This window comes from Zoogloea sp. GW822-FHT05C07 (assembly GCF_058800215.1).
Map to the genome: position 1 here is coordinate 3,725,946 of NZ_CM179510.1, position 16,341 is coordinate 3,742,286.

General features: G+C 65.5%; 19 protein-coding genes and 1 tRNA gene. 4 read left to right on the forward strand and 16 right to left on the reverse strand.

Annotated elements, in window-relative coordinates; translation table 11 throughout:
- Positions 1-97 precede the first annotated feature (97 nt).
- The 9 genes from AC3QL2_RS17250 to nifH form a co-directional block, all read right to left on the reverse strand.
- A complete protein-coding gene (locus AC3QL2_RS17250) occupies positions 98-865 on the reverse strand; it encodes a tRNA pseudouridine(65) synthase TruC (protein ID WP_493235060.1) in 768 nt (255 codons plus the stop codon).
- A gap of 90 nt (positions 866-955) precedes the next feature.
- The gene (locus tag AC3QL2_RS17255; protein WP_493235062.1) at positions 956-1,714 is read right to left on the reverse strand and encodes a 4Fe4S-binding leucine-rich repeat protein; all 759 of its coding nucleotides are present in this window, start codon (positions 1,712-1,714) and stop codon (positions 956-958) included.
- Positions 1,707-2,015: a DUF6129 family protein gene (locus tag AC3QL2_RS17260; protein ID WP_493235064.1), complete on the reverse strand. Its 309-nt coding sequence runs from the start codon at positions 2,013-2,015 to the stop codon at positions 1,707-1,709. The genes AC3QL2_RS17255 and AC3QL2_RS17260 overlap by 8 nt, the downstream gene beginning before the upstream one ends.
- Positions 2,012-2,731, reverse strand: a complete 720-nt coding sequence (locus AC3QL2_RS17265; protein ID WP_493235065.1) for a dinitrogenase iron-molybdenum cofactor biosynthesis protein — start codon at positions 2,729-2,731, stop codon at positions 2,012-2,014. Before AC3QL2_RS17265 ends, AC3QL2_RS17260 begins: the two co-directional genes overlap by 4 nt.
- A 36-nt stretch (positions 2,732-2,767) precedes the next feature.
- Complete coding sequence (locus AC3QL2_RS17270; protein ID WP_493235066.1) at positions 2,768-2,959, reverse strand: 4Fe-4S dicluster domain-containing protein; 192 nt, start codon at positions 2,957-2,959, stop codon at positions 2,768-2,770.
- A gap of 47 nt (positions 2,960-3,006) precedes the next feature.
- Positions 3,007-3,234 (reverse strand): putative nitrogen fixation protein NifT, encoded by a 228-nt coding sequence (nifT, locus tag AC3QL2_RS17275; protein ID WP_493235068.1) that lies wholly within the window; start codon positions 3,232-3,234, stop codon positions 3,007-3,009.
- A 66-nt stretch (positions 3,235-3,300) separates the two neighbouring features.
- Positions 3,301-4,869 carry a nitrogenase molybdenum-iron protein subunit beta gene (nifK, locus tag AC3QL2_RS17280; RefSeq protein ID WP_493235069.1) on the reverse strand — a complete coding sequence of 523 codons (1,569 nt, stop codon included), beginning with the start codon at positions 4,867-4,869 and terminating at the stop codon, positions 3,301-3,303.
- 142 nt (positions 4,870-5,011) lie between these two features.
- Complete coding sequence (gene nifD, locus AC3QL2_RS17285; RefSeq protein WP_493235071.1) at positions 5,012-6,484, reverse strand: nitrogenase molybdenum-iron protein alpha chain; 1,473 nt, start codon at positions 6,482-6,484, stop codon at positions 5,012-5,014.
- Between the two features lie 106 nt (positions 6,485-6,590).
- Positions 6,591-7,469 carry a nitrogenase iron protein gene (nifH, locus tag AC3QL2_RS17290; RefSeq protein WP_493235072.1) on the reverse strand — a complete coding sequence of 293 codons (879 nt, stop codon included), beginning with the start codon at positions 7,467-7,469 and terminating at the stop codon, positions 6,591-6,593.
- A gap of 209 nt (positions 7,470-7,678) precedes the next feature.
- Here nifH and AC3QL2_RS17295 point away from each other — a divergent pair, with 209 nt between their 5' ends.
- The 4 genes from AC3QL2_RS17295 (at position 7,679) to AC3QL2_RS17310 (ending at position 12,564) form a co-directional block, all read left to right on the forward strand.
- A complete protein-coding gene (locus AC3QL2_RS17295) occupies positions 7,679-8,536 on the forward strand; it encodes an NAD(+)--dinitrogen-reductase ADP-D-ribosyltransferase (protein ID WP_493235074.1) in 858 nt (285 codons plus the stop codon).
- A 277-nt stretch (positions 8,537-8,813) separates the two neighbouring features.
- Positions 8,814-9,440 (forward strand): nitrogen fixation protein NifQ, encoded by a 627-nt coding sequence (locus tag AC3QL2_RS17300; protein ID WP_481119195.1) that lies wholly within the window; start codon positions 8,814-8,816, stop codon positions 9,438-9,440.
- Between the two features lie 111 nt (positions 9,441-9,551).
- Entirely contained in the window at positions 9,552-10,412 is an 861-nt protein-coding gene (locus tag AC3QL2_RS17305) for an SIR2 family protein (RefSeq protein WP_493235076.1), read from the forward strand.
- Between the two features lie 70 nt (positions 10,413-10,482).
- Positions 10,483-12,564, forward strand: coding sequence for a hypothetical protein (locus AC3QL2_RS17310; protein ID WP_493235077.1), 2,082 nt, complete (start codon positions 10,483-10,485; stop codon positions 12,562-12,564).
- Between the two features lie 6 nt (positions 12,565-12,570).
- Here AC3QL2_RS17310 and AC3QL2_RS17315 read toward each other — a convergent pair whose 3' ends face one another.
- The 7 genes from AC3QL2_RS17315 to AC3QL2_RS17345 form a co-directional block, all read right to left on the reverse strand.
- Positions 12,571-12,984, reverse strand: coding sequence for a DUF1178 family protein (locus AC3QL2_RS17315; protein ID WP_493235078.1), 414 nt, complete (start codon positions 12,982-12,984; stop codon positions 12,571-12,573).
- A 28-nt stretch (positions 12,985-13,012) separates the two neighbouring features.
- Positions 13,013-13,097 (reverse strand) — tRNA-Leu (locus tag AC3QL2_RS17320).
- 8 nt (positions 13,098-13,105) lie between these two features.
- Positions 13,106-13,366, reverse strand: a complete 261-nt coding sequence (minE, locus tag AC3QL2_RS17325) for a cell division topological specificity factor MinE (RefSeq protein ID WP_493235080.1) — start codon at positions 13,364-13,366, stop codon at positions 13,106-13,108.
- Position 13,367: 1 nt separating this feature from the next.
- A complete protein-coding gene (gene minD, locus AC3QL2_RS17330; RefSeq protein ID WP_493235081.1) occupies positions 13,368-14,183 on the reverse strand; it encodes a septum site-determining protein MinD in 816 nt (271 codons plus the stop codon).
- A gap of 27 nt (positions 14,184-14,210) precedes the next feature.
- Positions 14,211-15,029 (reverse strand): septum site-determining protein MinC, encoded by an 819-nt coding sequence (gene minC, locus AC3QL2_RS17335; protein WP_493235082.1) that lies wholly within the window; start codon positions 15,027-15,029, stop codon positions 14,211-14,213.
- A gap of 90 nt (positions 15,030-15,119) precedes the next feature.
- A complete protein-coding gene (gene hslO, locus AC3QL2_RS17340) occupies positions 15,120-15,977 on the reverse strand; it encodes an Hsp33 family molecular chaperone HslO (protein ID WP_493235083.1) in 858 nt (285 codons plus the stop codon).
- Positions 15,974-16,339, reverse strand: coding sequence for an ArsC family reductase (locus AC3QL2_RS17345; protein ID WP_493235084.1), 366 nt, complete (start codon positions 16,337-16,339; stop codon positions 15,974-15,976). The genes hslO and AC3QL2_RS17345 overlap by 4 nt, the downstream gene beginning before the upstream one ends.
- Positions 16,340-16,341 lie beyond the last annotated feature (2 nt).

The following is a 16,341-nucleotide window of genomic DNA, read 5'->3' on the forward strand; positions in this document are numbered from 1 at the left end:
TCGCTCCGCGCTGGGGAAGGGTTTCCGGCTGGGCCGGATCGCAGCGGAGTGTAGGAAGAGCGGCCGTTAAGACCCGTTGGAGCGGCGTAAAAACGGGTTAAGACAGGGGCATGCCGTACGGTGCCGGCAGGGTCAGCGAGGCGGGCAGTGCGTCCGACCATTGCAGCGCGTCCAGCAGCGCGGCGAATTCGCCGTCGGGGGGGGCGAGCAGGTCGAGGGGCTGGCCGGAATGGGGGTGGGGCAGCTGCAGGCGCGTGCACGCCAGCAGCATGCGCTGACAGTTGAACAGCTGCTGGAACAGCCGGTTGTGGCGACCCTTGCCGAAGGTCGAGTCGCCGATGATGGGGTGGGCGATATGCTTCAGGTGGCGGCGGATCTGGTGGCGCCGGCCGGTGTGGGGCGTCAGTTCGAGCAGCGCGTAGCGGCTGGTCGGGTAGCGGTCCACATGATGCGGCAGTTCGCAGACGGCCAGCCGGCGGAAATCGGTGACGGCCGGCTGGGCTTCGTCCGAGCTGCGTTCGCCGACCCATTCCTTGTCGTCGCGGCGGCGCGTCAGCGGGTGGTCGATATGTCCGGTCTCGGGCGGATGGCCGCGCACGAGGGCCAGGTAGGTCTTGAGGACCTGCTGGCCCTCGAACTGGGCGCCGAGCGCGCGGGCGGTGTCCTTGTCCAGCGCGAACAGCAGCACGCCGGATGTGCCGCGGTCGAGGCGGTGGGCGGGATACACGTGGCGGCCGAGCTGGTCGCGCAGCAACTGCACGGCGAAGCGCGTTTCGTGGCGGTCCAGCTCGCTACGGTGGACCAGCAGCCCGGCGGGCTTGTGGATGGCGACGAGGTGTTCGTCCTGGAAGAGGATGGGCAGCATCGGGCGATGGTAGCCCAGGCCGGCCTGGCGGCGGCAATGGATGTAGGCCTCCTTGGGGGCGAACGGGTCGCCCCGCCAGGCGCGCCGGCCTCAGCCGACGTGTTGCTCGGCGCCAGTCAGGCGTTCGCGGATCGCGTGCAGGACTTCCTCGTCGATTTCGCTGTCGAGCAGATCCCTGATGGCATCCAGCGGAGCCTGGGCGACCGCGGCGAGGCGTACCGACCAGTCGGGGTCGCCCAGCATCTTCGCAGCATCCGGCGGCAGCATGCGCCCGGCGGCGATGCGGCGGACCTCCGCCTCGCTGTCGCCGGCGTAGCAGCTCAGCGCGAAGGGCGGCAGGCGGCTGGCGACGGCCTTGCGGACTTCCCGCTCGGGGTCGTGGATCAGCGGGCGCAGCAGGCCGTGGGAGACCTTGCGGACCGCGAACATGCGCACCAGGTAGTCGATGTCCTTCAGCGCCCATTCGAGCTGCTCGGCGGGCAGGCGCTGGACGGCGATGGCGCGGACGTCCCGGTCCGGGTCCTGGACCAGCTCGGGCAGGCGTTCGTCGGGGATGCGGCCGGCGACGACGCGGCGTACGACCTCGTCGGTGTCGTGCATCAGGTGGTCGATTGTTTCCAGCGGCGCGTAGCGGGCCGCGATGGCGCGGCGCTCCCAGAAGCCGTCGCCCAGGTAGGCCTCGGCCTCGGCCGGGTTGGCGCGGAAGAAGCGGTCGATCTGGCGGCCGCTCATCGCCACCACGCAGCGGTCGCCAGGCGTGCATTGGCTGGCGGCGAGGAGGTCGGCGTGGTGGCAGCCGGCACAGTCGGCCGCCACCACGCGCAGGCCATGGGCGCCCCTGTCAGTCATCGTCGCCGGACAGCAGCGTGAACACGATGCCGCAGGCACGGTCCTCGTTGGTGGTGAGGGACACACAGTGCTCGGTGGCATCCAGCAGGTACATGGCGACGCCGTCGTGCTCGAGCCAGATCGGCATGCGGGCCGGGATGTCGTCCTCGTTGCAGATCTGCAGGCGCAGGCCGGGGTGCTCGACGCGCATGACGGCGAGCATCTCCGTGGAGGCGTTGTGGGCCTTGACCCGGCCGGCCAGCTCACGGGCCAGCTCGGGGGTGATCTGCGGGCGCGGGGGCAGGGCGTTGGGGGCGGTCATGATTCGGCCTCCTCCACCTCGGTGTCCTCGGCAAAGCGGGCCAGGGACGCCGGCTCGACGCCCATCACGCGGGCCAGCCAGGGCGGCGGGGCGAGCATGGCGATCTGCAGCTTGGCGAGGGCGTTGTCCACCGGGCCGCCGGCCGGCCACTTGACCGGATGCACGCCGGCACGCACGACCTTGGCCGCGGCGGGGCCGCCGATGGACTGGACGTAGACCAGCTGGCAGTCGGCGATCAGCGCCGAGCGGGCGACGTTCTTGTCCTCTTCGGCGTCGGCCTCGGCGGTGCCGCGGACGGCCACCAGCCGGCTGTCGGTGGTGCTGACCTGGTAGATCAGGAAGCGCTGGCAGGAGCCGAAGTGGCCGTCGGCCAGTTCGCCGTGGTTGGAGGCCATCGCGACGCGCAGGCTGTTGGGCAGGTCGCCGTCGGCGTAGGACTGCGGCTTGGGCAGGCCGTCATCGACGCCTTCGCCCCATAGGAAGCGGACGGCGCGTTTGATGGCTTCCTTGTCGACGGTGGTCTTGCCATCTTCGCCGGCCAGCCACAGGTTCAGGTCGGCAACGGTGACGCCGCCGAGCTTGTCGGCGGTGAGGGGCAGGCCGAGCCGTTCGGAGACCACGCCAATGAAGCCGCGCAGGTCGAGTTCGGGCATTTCGCGGACTGCCAGGGCGAGTCGCAGGGCGATCTCGCGGGTGAGGGGGGCGGTTTCACTCATGGTTGCGCTCCTTGGGCTAGGTCGTGCCGGCCGTGCTCAGGGCGCGGGCACGATGCAGCCGTCCGTCGGACACACCGAGACGCACTGGGGCTCGTCAAAATGGCCCTCGCACTCGGTGCAGCTATCCTGGTTGATCAGGACCGTTCCGCCCGACTCCTGGATCGAATGGGTCGGGCAGACGGTTTCGCAGTCGGCGCAGAAGACACACAGGACTTGTCTGATCTCCATGGCCATGGCTGCGCGATCCGTGCTGGGGAGGTTCCGTCGCGGCGAGATCAGTCGTCTTCGCCACCCATCCGCTTGGCCTTGACCGTGATCGGCAGGCGCGGCTGGGTTTCGAGGGGATCGAAGTACCAGCGGCTGCCGTCCTTCAGGACGAGCTCGCCGCCCCAGCGCTCGGGGGTGTCGAATTCGAGGGAGACGATGTCGTCTTCCAAGTCTTTCTTGGGCAGGTAGAACGACAACGAGCCGTTGTCGCTGCGCCGGATCATGATGTTCGCCATGTCGGTGTACTCCTTCTGTTCATGCCGAAGCCCCCGTCCGGAGACGGGGGCTTGCGGGGATGCCGATTAACGAACCAGGTCGTGGTTGTAGTCGGTGGTACCCATGCCGCGGGTTTCTTCGTCGAGACGTTCCATCACCGCATTCACCAGGGTGGTGAGCATGTACATGGCACCTTCGTAACCGAGGGTGGTCATGCGATGCAGGTGGTGACGGTCGAAGATCGGGAAGCCGAGGCGGATCACCGGAACTTCGAACTCCTTGCCCTTGTGCAGGGTGTCACGCTGGATGTACTTGGCGTAGGAGTTGCCGATCAGGAAGTCAGGCTTGTCGGTGAAGACCAGGCTGCGCATGTGCCACAGGTCGCAGCCCGGGTAGGCCTTGCCGTGGATGCCGTACGGCGAGCTGGCGAGCAGCTTGTCGATGGCCTTCGCCCACTTCTTCGAGCCGTTGTTGGACAGGATGTGAGTCGGCTCGGCACCGCATTCCATCAGGAACTTGGTCAGGCCCAGGGTGAAGTCCGGATCGCCATACAGCGCGAACTTCTTGCCGTGCAGCCAGGTGTGGGAGTCGCCCATCATGTCCACCAGGCGGCCGCGCTCCAGCTCGAGGCTGGCGGGGATCGGCTTGCCGGTGACTTCCGACATCTTCATCAGGAACTCGTCGGTCCAGTCCAGGCCCATCGGGATGTTGAGCTTGGGAACGTCGTGCTTCCAGGTGTTCTCGACGAACTTCTTGGTCTTTTCCAGCTGCATCGGCTGGAGCAGAACCGTGGTGATGGCGTTCGGTGCGGTCTTGACCTCGTCGATGGTGGTGCCGCCTTCATACATGCGGAACTTGCCGTCGGACGGGGTATCGAGCACTTCGGTGGGGTCGGACAGCAGGGTCGCGTCGACACCCATTTCACCCATCATGCGCTTGATGACACGATAGTTGCCGAGGTAGGTCTCGAAGCCCGGCACAAAGTTCACCTTCTGGCTGGAACCGACAACCTTGCCTTCCATGGCGTTGAGGGTGAAGTAACGCGCGATGCCTTCGAACATGTTGTCCCAGCCGGTGGTGTGGCTACCGACGAAGGACGGGGTGTGTGCGAAGGGGACCGGGTATTCCTGTTCCAGGTGGCCTTCCTTCTTGGCGTTGTTGATGAACGCGTTGAGGTCGTCACCGATCACCTCGGCCATGCAGGTGGTGGACACGGCGATCATGGTCGGCTTGTAGATCGCCTTGGCGTTGGCGAGACCGTCGAACATGTTCTTCTGGCCACCGAACACGGCTGCATCTTCCGTCATGGAGTCGGACACGCAGGAGACCGGCTCGCGGAAATGACGGTTGAAGTAGGTGCGGAAGTAGGCCACGCAGCCCTGCGAACCATGGACGTACGGCATGGTCTTTTCGAAGCCCAGGGCACACAGCACGGCGCCGAGGGGTTGGCAGGCCTTGGCGGGGTTGACCGTCAGGGCTTCGCGCTTGAAGTTGAGTTCCTGGTACTCGGCGGTGGTGGACCACGTGAAAGCTTCGTCAACCTTGGAGGTTTCGTGGCCTTCTTCGTAGTCATCCTTCTTCCGCTTCAGAACGTCCTTGTACTCGTCGTTGCGGAACAGGGGATAGCACGGCTTGATGTCGTCGACTTCTTGCATTTCTCGTCTCCCAGCCCGGCCGCCAATCTGCGGACCCAGGCAACAGGTCGGAAAGGTGGGTGGCGACAGGGGTCGTCACCCGCATGGGGCTTGCGTCGCCCCGCCGCGAGGGCAGGGCGGATGCAGCAGACTTGCTACGGAATCAGGCGGCAGCAGCCAGCGGGGCTGCGTCGTCGTTCTTCTTCCACGGCGGGGTCTGCGTCTTCCAGCAGGGGTTGTTCAGGGTCATGTCCATGTCACGGGCGAAGATCGCGAAACCGTCGTAACCGTGGTAGGGGCCCGAGTAATCCCAGGAGTGCATCTGACGGAAGGGGATGCCCATCTTCTGGAAGATGAACTTTTCCTTGATGCCGGAGCCGACGAGGTCAGGCTTGACCTTCTTGACGAACTCTTCGAATTCGAAGCCGGTCACGTCGTCGTACAGCAGGGTCGCGTTGCCCATTTCCTTGACGGTGCGCTCGTAGTCGTCGTTGTGGGCGAATTCGTAGCCGGTGCCGACCACTTCCATGCCCAGGTCTTCGTACGCGCCGATCACGTGACGGGGACGCAGGCCGCCCACGTACAGCATGACCCGCTTGCCTTCGAGGCGCGGACGGTACTTGGCGATGACGGCGTCCATCATGGCCTTGTACTTGGCGATCACGCGCTCGGCGCCTTCTTTGATGGTGTCATCGAAGTAGGTGGCGATCTTGCGCAGGGATTCCTCGACCTTGGTCGGGCCGAAGAAGTTGTACTCGACCCAGGGAATCCCGTACTTCTCTTCCATGTGACGGCTGATGTAGTTCATCGAGCGGTAGCAGTGGAGGAGGTTCAGCTTGACCTTCGGGGTGTTCTCCATTTCGGCCAGGGTGCCGTCGCCGGACCATTGGGCGACCACGCGCAGGCCCATTTCCTCGAGGAGGATACGGGACGACCAGGCGTCACCACCGATGTTGTAGTCGCCGATGATGGCCACGTCGTACGGGGTGGAGGCGAATTCCTTGGCGTCACGGTTGCCGATCACCCAGTCACGGATCGCGTCGTTGGCGATGTGGTGGCCGAGGGACTGGGAAACACCGCGGAAGCCTTCGCAACGCACCGGAACGACGGTCTTGCCGAACTTGGCGGTGGCCTTCTTGGAAACGGCTTCGATGTCGTCGCCGATCAGGCCGATCGGGCACTCGGACTGCACGGAGATGCCCTTGTTCAGCGGGAACAGCTCTTCGATTTCGTCGATCAGCTTGGTCAGCTTCTTGTCGCCGCCGAAGACGATGTCGCGTTCCTGGAAGTCGGAGGTGAAGTTCATTTCACCGAAGGCGTTGATCCCGGTCACACCGACGTAGTAGTTGCGACGACCGGCACGGGAGTACTGGCCGCAGCCGACGGGGCCGTGGGAGATGTGGATCATGTCCTTGATCGGACCCCACACCACACCCTTGGAACCGGCATAGGCACAGCCACGGATCGTCATGACGCCGGGCAGGGACTTGCGGTTGGAGGTGATGCACTTCTTGGCATTGGCCTCGTGATCGTTCACCGCAAGGTGCTTGGTACGATCCTTCTTAGCCTTTTCGGGGTAAACCTCCAGCACCTCCTGGATGAGGGCTTCGGTTTCTTCACGCGTAAGCGCAGCCATGGTGTTGCTCCTTTTGCGTCCCGCTAATCTGCGGCGACGAAATCAGGTTGGCGGAGAAGGTGCCGGCCGGGCGCAGCCGGCACCAAGGTACGGCGTAGCGCGCTGATTAGGCGGCCAGTTCGGAGGCAGTCTTGCCGACGATGGACTCGTCTTCCTGCTCCATGATCCCGAATTCCATCAGCAGCTCTTCGAGCTCTTCCATTTCGATCGGGGTCGGGATCACGAACTTCTTGTTCTCGAACACCTTGCGAGCCAGAGTGCGGTACTCGTCGGCTTGCTTGTGGGTGGGGTCGTATTCGATAACGGTCATACGACGGATTTCAGCGTGCTGCACAGCGTTGTCACGCGGCACGAAGTGGATCATCTGGGTGCCCAGACGGCCAGCCAGAGCGATGATCAGCTCATCTTCGCGGTCGGTGTTGCGGCTGTTGCAGATCAGGCCGGCCAGACGCACGCCACCGGAGTTGGCGTACTTCACGATGCCCTTGGCGATGTTGTTGGCGGCGTACATGGCCATCATTTCGCCGGAGCAGACGATGTAGATTTCCTGGGCCTTGTTCTCGCGGATGGGCATGGCGAAGCCGCCACACACCACGTCGCCGAGCACGTCGTAGAACACGAAGTCCAGGTCTTCGTCGTAAGCGCCTTCTTCTTCCAGGAAGTTGATGGCGGTGATAACGCCACGACCAGCGCAGCCGACGCCGGGTTCCGGGCCACCGGATTCGACGCACTTGACGCCGCCGTAACCGACGGACAGGACGTCTTCGAGTTCGAGGTCTTCGACGGAGCCGGCTTCAGCAGCCAGGGCCATGACGGAGGTCTGGGCCTTCGAGTGCAGGATCAGGCGGGTGGAGTCAGCCTTCGGGTCGCAGCCGACGATCATGACCTTCTTGCCCATTTCGGCCAGAGCCGCTACCAGGTTCTGGGTGGTAGTAGACTTACCGATACCGCCCTTGCCGTAGATGGCGCATTGACGCAGTGCCATTTCGATTCTCCTTGGGTTTATCAATCCGACGAGACCCTATGCCTCGTGTGATTACTTAATCGCAAGCGCTGTGCCATGTCCTGTTTGTTTATTCAAGCTATTGAATTTATTTGATTAAATTGTTTTCGTAGGGTGCTCTTGTCGCGTGTGGGATGCGACAAGACCCCACGCTTTGTAGGGAGTTTCACAGCTTGGAGGATGTCGTCGGAGTGAAAGGGGAGGAAAGCCTGCCGGCCTTGCCGAGGGGGGCGCGTCTGCCGATCAATCGCTGCAACCTGCCGGCAGCGATCATCGGCGGCCTGACCTATCAGCGGAATCCGGCGCCGCTGGTCATCGACGGGGTGTGGGAGCTGCACCGCAGCCTGTTCGAGATGCTCGACGCGCTGCTCGATGTGGCGCTGAGGGCCCAGCGTTTCGTCGACTACATGGTGGTGAGCTTCCGCCTGGAGGCGCTGGAGGACGCCGGGCTGAGTCCGGACTTCGGGCGCCTGGTCCCGTGCCGCAACCGCGCGCCGGCGCGTGGCAACAGTAATTACCAGCGCGTGGTGCGCGGCTGGGCCTTCGACGCGGACGGCCGCGAGGCGGCGGTGCTGAAGGGCTGGGTGGAGTCGCGCTTCGGGCTGACGCCGCGTTACCACCGCGGTTCGCTGGCCGATACCAGCAGCGAGGTCTACTGGCGCTACCTGGAGGCGCGTTCGGCCGGGCTGTATGGCACCAACGCCCTCGAGGCGCAGCTCGATCTCTTATATGCCTACACGCAGTATGAGCTGCACCGGCCTGACCCGGACCGCACGCACCTGACGCTGTACCGTGGCGTGAACAAGCTCGACGCCCATGAGCGGATCGCCGGGCACGGGCGTTCCGACAGCATCTACCTGCTCAACAATCTCAATTCCTTCTCCACGTCCCGCGAGCGGGCCAGCGAGTTCGGCGACTACATCCTGCAGGCCGAGGTCCCGCTGACCAAGATCTTCTTCTATAACCACCTGCTGCCCGGCATGTTGAAGGGCGAGGACGAGTTCGCTGTGATCGGCGGCCTCTACGCGGTGCAGGTCACCACCTTCTAGGTGATGGCCTCCCGGGGGCGCATCGTCTTCTTGAGGAGGGTCGTGGGGTGCGTGGGTTCGCCCGATGGAAGAGTCCGTACGGAATCGTTCCGTGTCGGCTTGTCGTGAATCCGACAACTGGCAGGAAGCCCGCGTGGGAGAGCCTCGTCCTGCAACGGATATAGAGGCGGCAGGCCGCGCGGAGCGCGGCATTGGCGGGGCTGGGGGAACTGTCCGGGGTGTGGCACGGGCTTTGCGTAAAGACTGGCATTCGAGGTCAATCTTTTCGGAGGCCATCATGGCGAGCCCTGCCAACCTGAACCTGCAACTCCTCGCAGCAGCCGGCGATCCGTCCGACGTGACCACCATCGCGCTGGCCGGCGTGATCGCCGGCGCCGCGCTGCGCCCAGCCGAGTATTCGGCGCCGATCGCCGGCCTGGGCGTGGAGGAGTTCGCGTGGCTGCTGGAGAGCGAGTTCCCCTACCTGGAATGGGATGCCCACCTGGCTCTGCGTGCAATGCAGAAGTCGGCGCCGCGCCCGTCCAATTCCCTCGATGAGTTTTCCGACCTGCTGGCCCTGCTGTGGGACCACCGGGCCGAGGACGACACGCGCAGCCTGTGGCTGGCCTGTGCGGTGTCCACCGCCTGCATGTCGGCCAACCACCTGTGGCAGGACATGGGCCTGCCGTCCCGCCACATGCTCGGCGAGGTGCTGCAGAGCCACTTCCCGGTCCTGCACGGTCTCAACAGCGGCGACATGAAGTGGAAGAAGTTCTTCTACAAGCAGCTGTGCGACCGGGCCGAGGTGCATGCCTGCCGGGCGCCGAGCTGCACGGTGTGCAATGATCGCCCGACCTGCTTCGGCCCCGAGGACGGGCTGCCGCTGGCGGCTTTCGCACCGCCTGCGATGGCCCTGCATGCCTGATTTCCGTTCGCACCGGCTCGTTCGCCCACCGGCCGCGGTAAGCGGCCGGCGCGGTGCTTGCCGCGATTTCCGCGTTTGCCTTCCTTTTTCTCCATCCCCACGGAGTCATCCATGAGTCAGACCATTCCCGCCGATCTCCTGGCCAGCCTGCATGCGGGCCTCGCTTCCGGCGACATCGTTCCCTACCTGGGCGCCGGCGCGCTGTCGCACGTCACCCACAAGGTTTCCGGCAAGCCGATCCCGGCCGACAGCAACAGCCTCATCCTGGCCATGAACAACGGCCAGCCGATGGCGCCGCGGCTGATGTACGAATTCCCGCGGGCGGCGATGAACGTCGAGCTCAAGCGCGGCCGCGCAGCGGTGAACAAGTTCCTGATCGCCACCTACGGCTCGGACGAATGGACCGATTCGGCCTTCCACGGCTGGCTGACCGGCTTCAACCCCGACTACGTGATCGACATCAACCGGGACACCCAGCTGCAGCGCCTGTGGTCGAAGACGCCGCACATCCTGGTGGTGGGCATCGCCCGCATGGCTGGCACGGCCTTCCGCTACCGGCTGTATCAGCACGACGGCGAGAAGTACGCCGAGGTCAGCAACGAAGGCGTGGACAGCTCGCTGCCGGTGCTCTTCAAGCCGATGGGCACGCCGTGGCCGCAGCCGGACTTCATCGCCTCCGACGCTGATTATGTGGATTACATCACCGAACTGATGGGCGGCTTCTCCATTCCCCCCTTCCTGAAGGCGCGCCGCGCGGGCAAGCGTTACCTGTTCCTCGGACTGCGCCTCAACCGGGACACCGAGCGGATGGTGATGAGCGACATCATCTACGACTGTGCGACCGGTCCGGCCGCGTGGGCGATGATAGAGGAGCCCACCGCCAAGGAGCGCCGCTTCTGCGCACGCCTCGGCATCGAGATCATCGAGGCGCCGATCTCGGCCCTCTACGGCGAGGCGCTGGCCGCCGCCTGATCCGTCCGGGCAGGGCGGCCGCCCGGCCGTCCTGCCGAACCAATGATTACGGACCGGGTCCATCCGTGATATGCAGAATACCCAGACCCCCACCATCGATGCGCTGCTGGCATACGTCCATGCGGTGCTCCCGGACCACCGCCAGGGGCCGCGCGACCTGCGCAAACTGGCCCTCCACTTGCGGGCACTGCTGATCGCCGAGGATCTTCCCGACCGTATGGACGCCTGGCGGGCGCTCAATGGCTGGCTGGCCGGCGGCGCCCTGTGGAACGACGTCTATATCGATTCTGCCGACGTCCACGGTTCGGCCACCCAGCGTTTCGCGGTGCTGATGGATGTGCTGGCAGCCCATCCCGAGCTTGCCACGGCGCTCCGCCGCGCGATTCGCCAGATCCTCGACGAGACCGACGGTGCCAACCTGTTCGGCGAAGTGGGCATCCCCAGCGACCGGGGCTTTCTTTCCGAATTCGGCGATCGCCTGACCACGCGGCTGATTCCGTCGCCGCGGGACGACCACGACCTGGGCCACCTGATGAGCCGCAGCTACACGCGGACACGGGATCTCACGCTGGTCCGCGGCCTGCAGCCGTCGTCCTTCCAGCGCCTGGTGGATCTGTTGTTTCCGGCCGACGAGCCGGCGATGACGGCGGCGCTGGGGCGGGCCATGGCCGATGGCTTCCGCCTGCTGCTGGCGCGGATCCAGGGCCAGGGCCTGTCCCAGAAGCTGCGCACGCGCAGCCAGCCGGGGCCGGTGTCCCGCTCGCCGTTCCGGCGCCTGGCCGACAGCGGCGAGAACCTGCTGTGCGCGTGGGAGCGCGGGAGCCTGCCAGGCCCGCTGCTGGAGGCATGGTCGTCCGGCGTGGACGCCTGCCGGGACGAGATGCACGTGATCTCCACACGGCTCGAAGCGGAGGGCATCAGCGTGGATATCGTCTATGGCCTCGATGTGCTGGAGCGCTGCCTGGCCCGGCTGGAGGCCATCGTCGCGGTGATGCAGGCTGGGCGCAGCAGCCCGGCACCGGCGCTGGCGCTGTTGCAGCAACTGGCTTTCGCGGCCCATGAGAGCACCAGCCTGCGGCACGTGGTGCGCAGCAACCTGCGCCGCCTGCAGCGGCGCATCGTGGACCGCGCCGGTGAGACCGGCGAGCACTACATTGCCGAGACGCCGAAGGACTATCGCCACATCTGGGTGGCGGCGGCGGGGGGCGGGTTGCTCACCGTGGCGACCGCGGCGATGAAGATGGCGATTGGCGGCGTCGGCCTGGCGCTGTTTCTGGAGGGGCTGGGTTCCGGCCTCAATTACGCGTTCAGTTTCCTGCTGTTGCAGGCCCTCGGCCTGATGCTGGCGACCAAGCAGCCGGCCATGACGGCGGCGACCTTCGCGGCGATCATCCGCGACAGCAAGGGTGAGGCGCGCCTGGAGCGCATTGTCGATTACGCCGCGTGTATCTGCCGCTCGCAGCTGGCGGCCACCATCGCCAATGTGGTCGTGGTGGCCTGCGGCGCTTATGCCTTCGACGCGGCCTGGCAGTGGGCCAGCGGCCATTCCTACCTGAGCCGCGCCGAGGCGGATTATGTCTTCCATGCGCTGAGCCCGGTGGACAGCGGCACGGTGTTCTACGCTGCGCTGACCGGCTGCATCCTGTATCTGGCGGCGCTGGCCGGCGGCTGGGTGGATAACTGGGCGGTCTATCACCGCCTGCCGCAGGCGATTGCCGAGCACCGCCTCGGCCACCGTTTTGGCCGCCTGCGCATGATCCGCCTGGCCGGCATCGTGTCGCGCAACATGTCGGGCTGGGCGACCAACATTTCCCTGGGCCTGATGCTCGGCATGACGCCGGTGCTGGGGCGCTTCTTCGGCCTGCCGCTGGATGTGCGCCACGTGACGCTGAACTCCGGCATCCTCAGCCTCGCCACATCGGCGCTGGACGTGGAACTCAGCACGGGCCTGCTGTCCCTGGCGATAGCCGGGGTGGCGGTGATGTTCGTGCTCAACCTGGGAGTGAGTTTCGCGCTGTCGCTGCTGACGGCGGTGCGCGCCTACAACCTGCCTAAGTCGGATCTGAAGGAACTGCGGCGGCGCCTGTGGCAGCGTCTGCGCCGTAAGCCGCGGGATTTCCTGATGCCGCCGCGGGCGTTGCAGCCGGCTTGAGCCTTTTCAGTGCAGGTCGTCCTTGTCCGGCGGGACCGGCAGGATGGGGATGCCTTCTTCCAGCAGCTCGATCATGTCGCTGGGCTTGGCCTGGCCGCGGATCGCGCGCTCCTCGGCGTCGCCGTAATGGATGCGGCGGGCCTCCTCGACGAAGCGCTCGCCGACATCTTCGGACTGCTTGGCGGCGTTGCGCAGGGCCTCGACCAGCTTGGCCGCGATGGCCTGGGGATCCGGCTCGGCAGGACGGGCGTGGGACGAGGTTTGTACGTAAGGCGCCGAGGGCAGGCGCTTGACCTGGTGGGTGCCGCAGTGGGGGCAGCTCACCAGGCCACGGGTGAGCTGCTGCTCGAAGGCGTCGCTGGAGGCGAACCAGGCCTCGAAGCGATGGCCCTGCTCGCAGCTGAGGTCAAGGACGATCACTGCGCGAAATGGCGAGCGCCGGCCGATGTGGTGCCCGGAACGGGAATCGAACCCGTAGGCCGTGAGGCGGCGGATTTTAAGTCCGCTGTGTTTACCAATTTCACCATCCGGGCAGGTCTGACTATTTTTGCGGCTGCTCGGGCAGTGTGATGTTCACTTCGAGGATCTCGCAGTTGTCCTGCTTCTCGAGCTGGACCTTGATGTCGTCGAGGCCGACATTCACGTACTTGGAGATGACTTCGATGAGTTCCTTCTGCAGCGCCGGCAGGAAGTCCGGCGCGCGGTTGGTGGTGCGCTCGTGGGCGATGATGAGCGACAGGCGCTCCTTCGCCACCGAGGCGGTCTTGGGCTTCGAGCCGAAAAAGTAGGAAAGCAGGGACATCTTACTTGCCTCCGAAGAGTCGCTTCAGGATGCCGGGTTTTTCGTAGCTGACGAAGCGCAGCGGGCGGTCTTCACCAAGGAAGCGGGCCACCACGTCCTGGTAGGCGAGGGCGACATCGCTGTCCTTCAGGTGGATGGCGGGCGTGCCCTGGTTGGAGGCCTGCAGCACGTCGTCGGATTCGGGAATCACGCCGATCAGCGGCACGCGCAGCAGCTCCTGCACGTCCTTGTAGGACAGCATTTCGCCTTCTTCGACGCGCTTCGGGGAGTAGCGGGTGATCAGCAGGTGTTCCTTGACCGGCTCGCGGCCTTCTATGGCGCGGCGGCTTTTGCTCTGCAGGATGCCCAGGATGCGGTCGGAGTCACGCACCGACGATACTTCGGGGTTGGAGACGACGATCGCCTCGTCGGCGAAGGTCAGCGCCATCACGGCGCCGCGCTCGATGCCGGCGGGGGAGTCGCACACCACGTAGTCGAAGCCCTGGTGGGCGAGATCCTTCAGGACCTTCTCGACGCCTTCCTCGCTCAGCGCGTCCTTGTCGCGGGTTTGCGAGGCGGGCAGGATGAACAGGTTGTCGCAGTGCTTGTCCTTGATCAGCGCCTGGCTCAGGTTGGCTTCGCCGTTGATGACATTGACCAGGTCGTAGACCACACGGCGTTCGCAGCCCATGATCAGGTCGAGGTTGCGCAGGCCGACGTCGAAGTCGATGACCGCGGTCTTGAAGCCACGCAGGGCCAGCCCGGACGAGATGCTCGCACTGGTGGTGGTCTTGCCGACGCCGCCCTTGCCGGACGTGATTACGATGACGCGTGCCACGGTATCCCCTTAAATAGTGGTGTCGCTTCAGTGGTCGTTCTGAAGCGGGGTGATTTCGAGAGTATGTTGGTTGTCCGAGCCGATCAGACGCACCTGGGCAGCGCGCCCGGCGACGTTCTGCGGGATGCCGCGTTCGAAGGTGCGGTACACCCCGGCGATGGAGACCAGCTCGGGACCGAAATTGGTGCTGAAGATGCGGGCCGACGTGTCGCCTCGGGCGCCGGCGAGGGCGCGGCCGCGCAGCGGGCCGTAGACGTGGATGCTGCCGTCGGCGATGACTTCCGAGCCGGGGCTCATGCCGGCGAGCAGCACCAGGTCGCCGCCCTTGGCGTAGATCTGTTGGCCGGATCGCAGCGGACGCTCGACGATCAGCGTGGGGGCCGTTGCAGTGCCGGCGGCCGGTTGGGGTATGACGGCGGGATCCGCTGCCTCTGCCGCTGCCGGGGCAGGCGCCGCCACGGGTTCGGGCTGGGCCACCGGCGCGGCGGGCTGGGGAGTGGCAACAGGACGTTCGGCGGACAGGCCTTCCTGGCCGAGCATTGCAAGGTTGGCGCGGCGGGCGCCTTCATGTAGGTGTTCGGGCAGGTGGCGTACGCCGATGGGCTGCACCTGGTAGCGCCGCAGCAGGCTGGTGATGGCCGTCCAGTCCACCCAGTCGGGCGTGCTGGCCAGCTGGGAAAAGTCGAGCACCACCGGTTCGCCGGCAAAAAAGTCGGGCATGCCGCCCATCATCATGTGCATGGCGTCGGCGAGACGCACAGCGTCAGTCTCCCTGACGTAGGCGGTCATCACCGCCAGGCTGGCGCCTTTGAACTCGATCAGTTTGCCCTGGGAAGCGTCGGCCATAGAAGATCTGCTGGGTGAGTGCGGACTAAAACCCTGGAAGTCTACTTTTCAGCAGGGTTTCGGGCAAGTCCGTGGGTGCAATGGGTTGTTTCAGTGAAGGGTCGGCGGTTCGTCGAACAGTGCGGCGATGTCGTCGGCGCTGAAGCGGTATTCGTGGTTCGACAGGTCGTCGTGGATCACCACCTCGCCATGTTCTGCCAGCATGGACTCCAGTTCGGCCCGGCCGAGGGAGCGCAGCATGTCGCGCACCTTGTCCCAGTCCTGCGGCCAGTCGTGGCTGACTTCGCGGGCATCCAGCAGGCGTACGGTCTCCTGGTGGAAGAGGCGCAGCAGCACTTCGTCGGCGGGCAGGTTGAGCAACTCGTCGGGGCGGATCGTCGACGCCAGACGGGTGACGCGGTCCCAGCCGTCGGCGTCCTTCTTGTCGGCGTCCGGCAGCTTCTGCAGGAACAGGCAGGCGGCGCCCTTTTCCGATGCGGCGGTGTGCAGTGCGGCGGGCTGTTGCTCGGACTGGGTCAGGTAGTGCTCGAAGATCTCGGCGACGCTGTTGCCCTCGATCGGCACGTAGCTCTGGTACGGGTGGCGCAGGCCGGGCATGTCGAGGCTCAGCAGCAGCTGGCCATCGCCGAGCAGGTCGGCGATGCCGTGCTGGCCGGCGGCCTCCGGGGCGGCCTTGGCGTAGCCGCGCAGGTTGAGGGCCTCGTTGATGTCCACCACCAGCAGGCTGACCGGGCCGTGGCCCTGCAGCTGGATGGTCAGGCGGCCGGCCTGCTTGAGGTTGCCGCCGATGACGCTGGCGATGGCGCTCATGGCGCCCAGCAGGTCGCGTACGTTGGGCGGGTAGTCGCGGTTTTCGAGAATGCCCTGCCAGACGTCGTCGAGCTTGACGACGGCGCCGCGGATGTCGAGCTCTTCGAGCAGGAAGCGCTGGATGTAGGAGTTGCTCATTCCGGGGTTCCCGTCGCTATGAGGAAGCTGGTGTACAGGGTGGTGTCGAGGCCAACCAGCAGCTGGCCGTTGTCGGTTTCGATGACCGGGCGACGGATCAGGCTGGGGAATTCCTGCATCAGCTGTACTGCGGCGCTCTGGGTCTCGATGGCCTGCTGCTCGGCGGACAGCTTGCGCCAGGTGGTGCCGCGGGTATTGACCAGGCTTTTCCAGCCGATGGCTTTGCTCCACGCGTGCAGCCGGCCCGAGTCGATGCCGGACTTCTTGTAGTCGTGGAATGTGTAGGCGACGCCGTGTTCGTCGAGCCAGGCGAAGGCCTTCTTCATGGTGTCGCAGTTCTTTATGCCGTAGATCGTGGTCATCG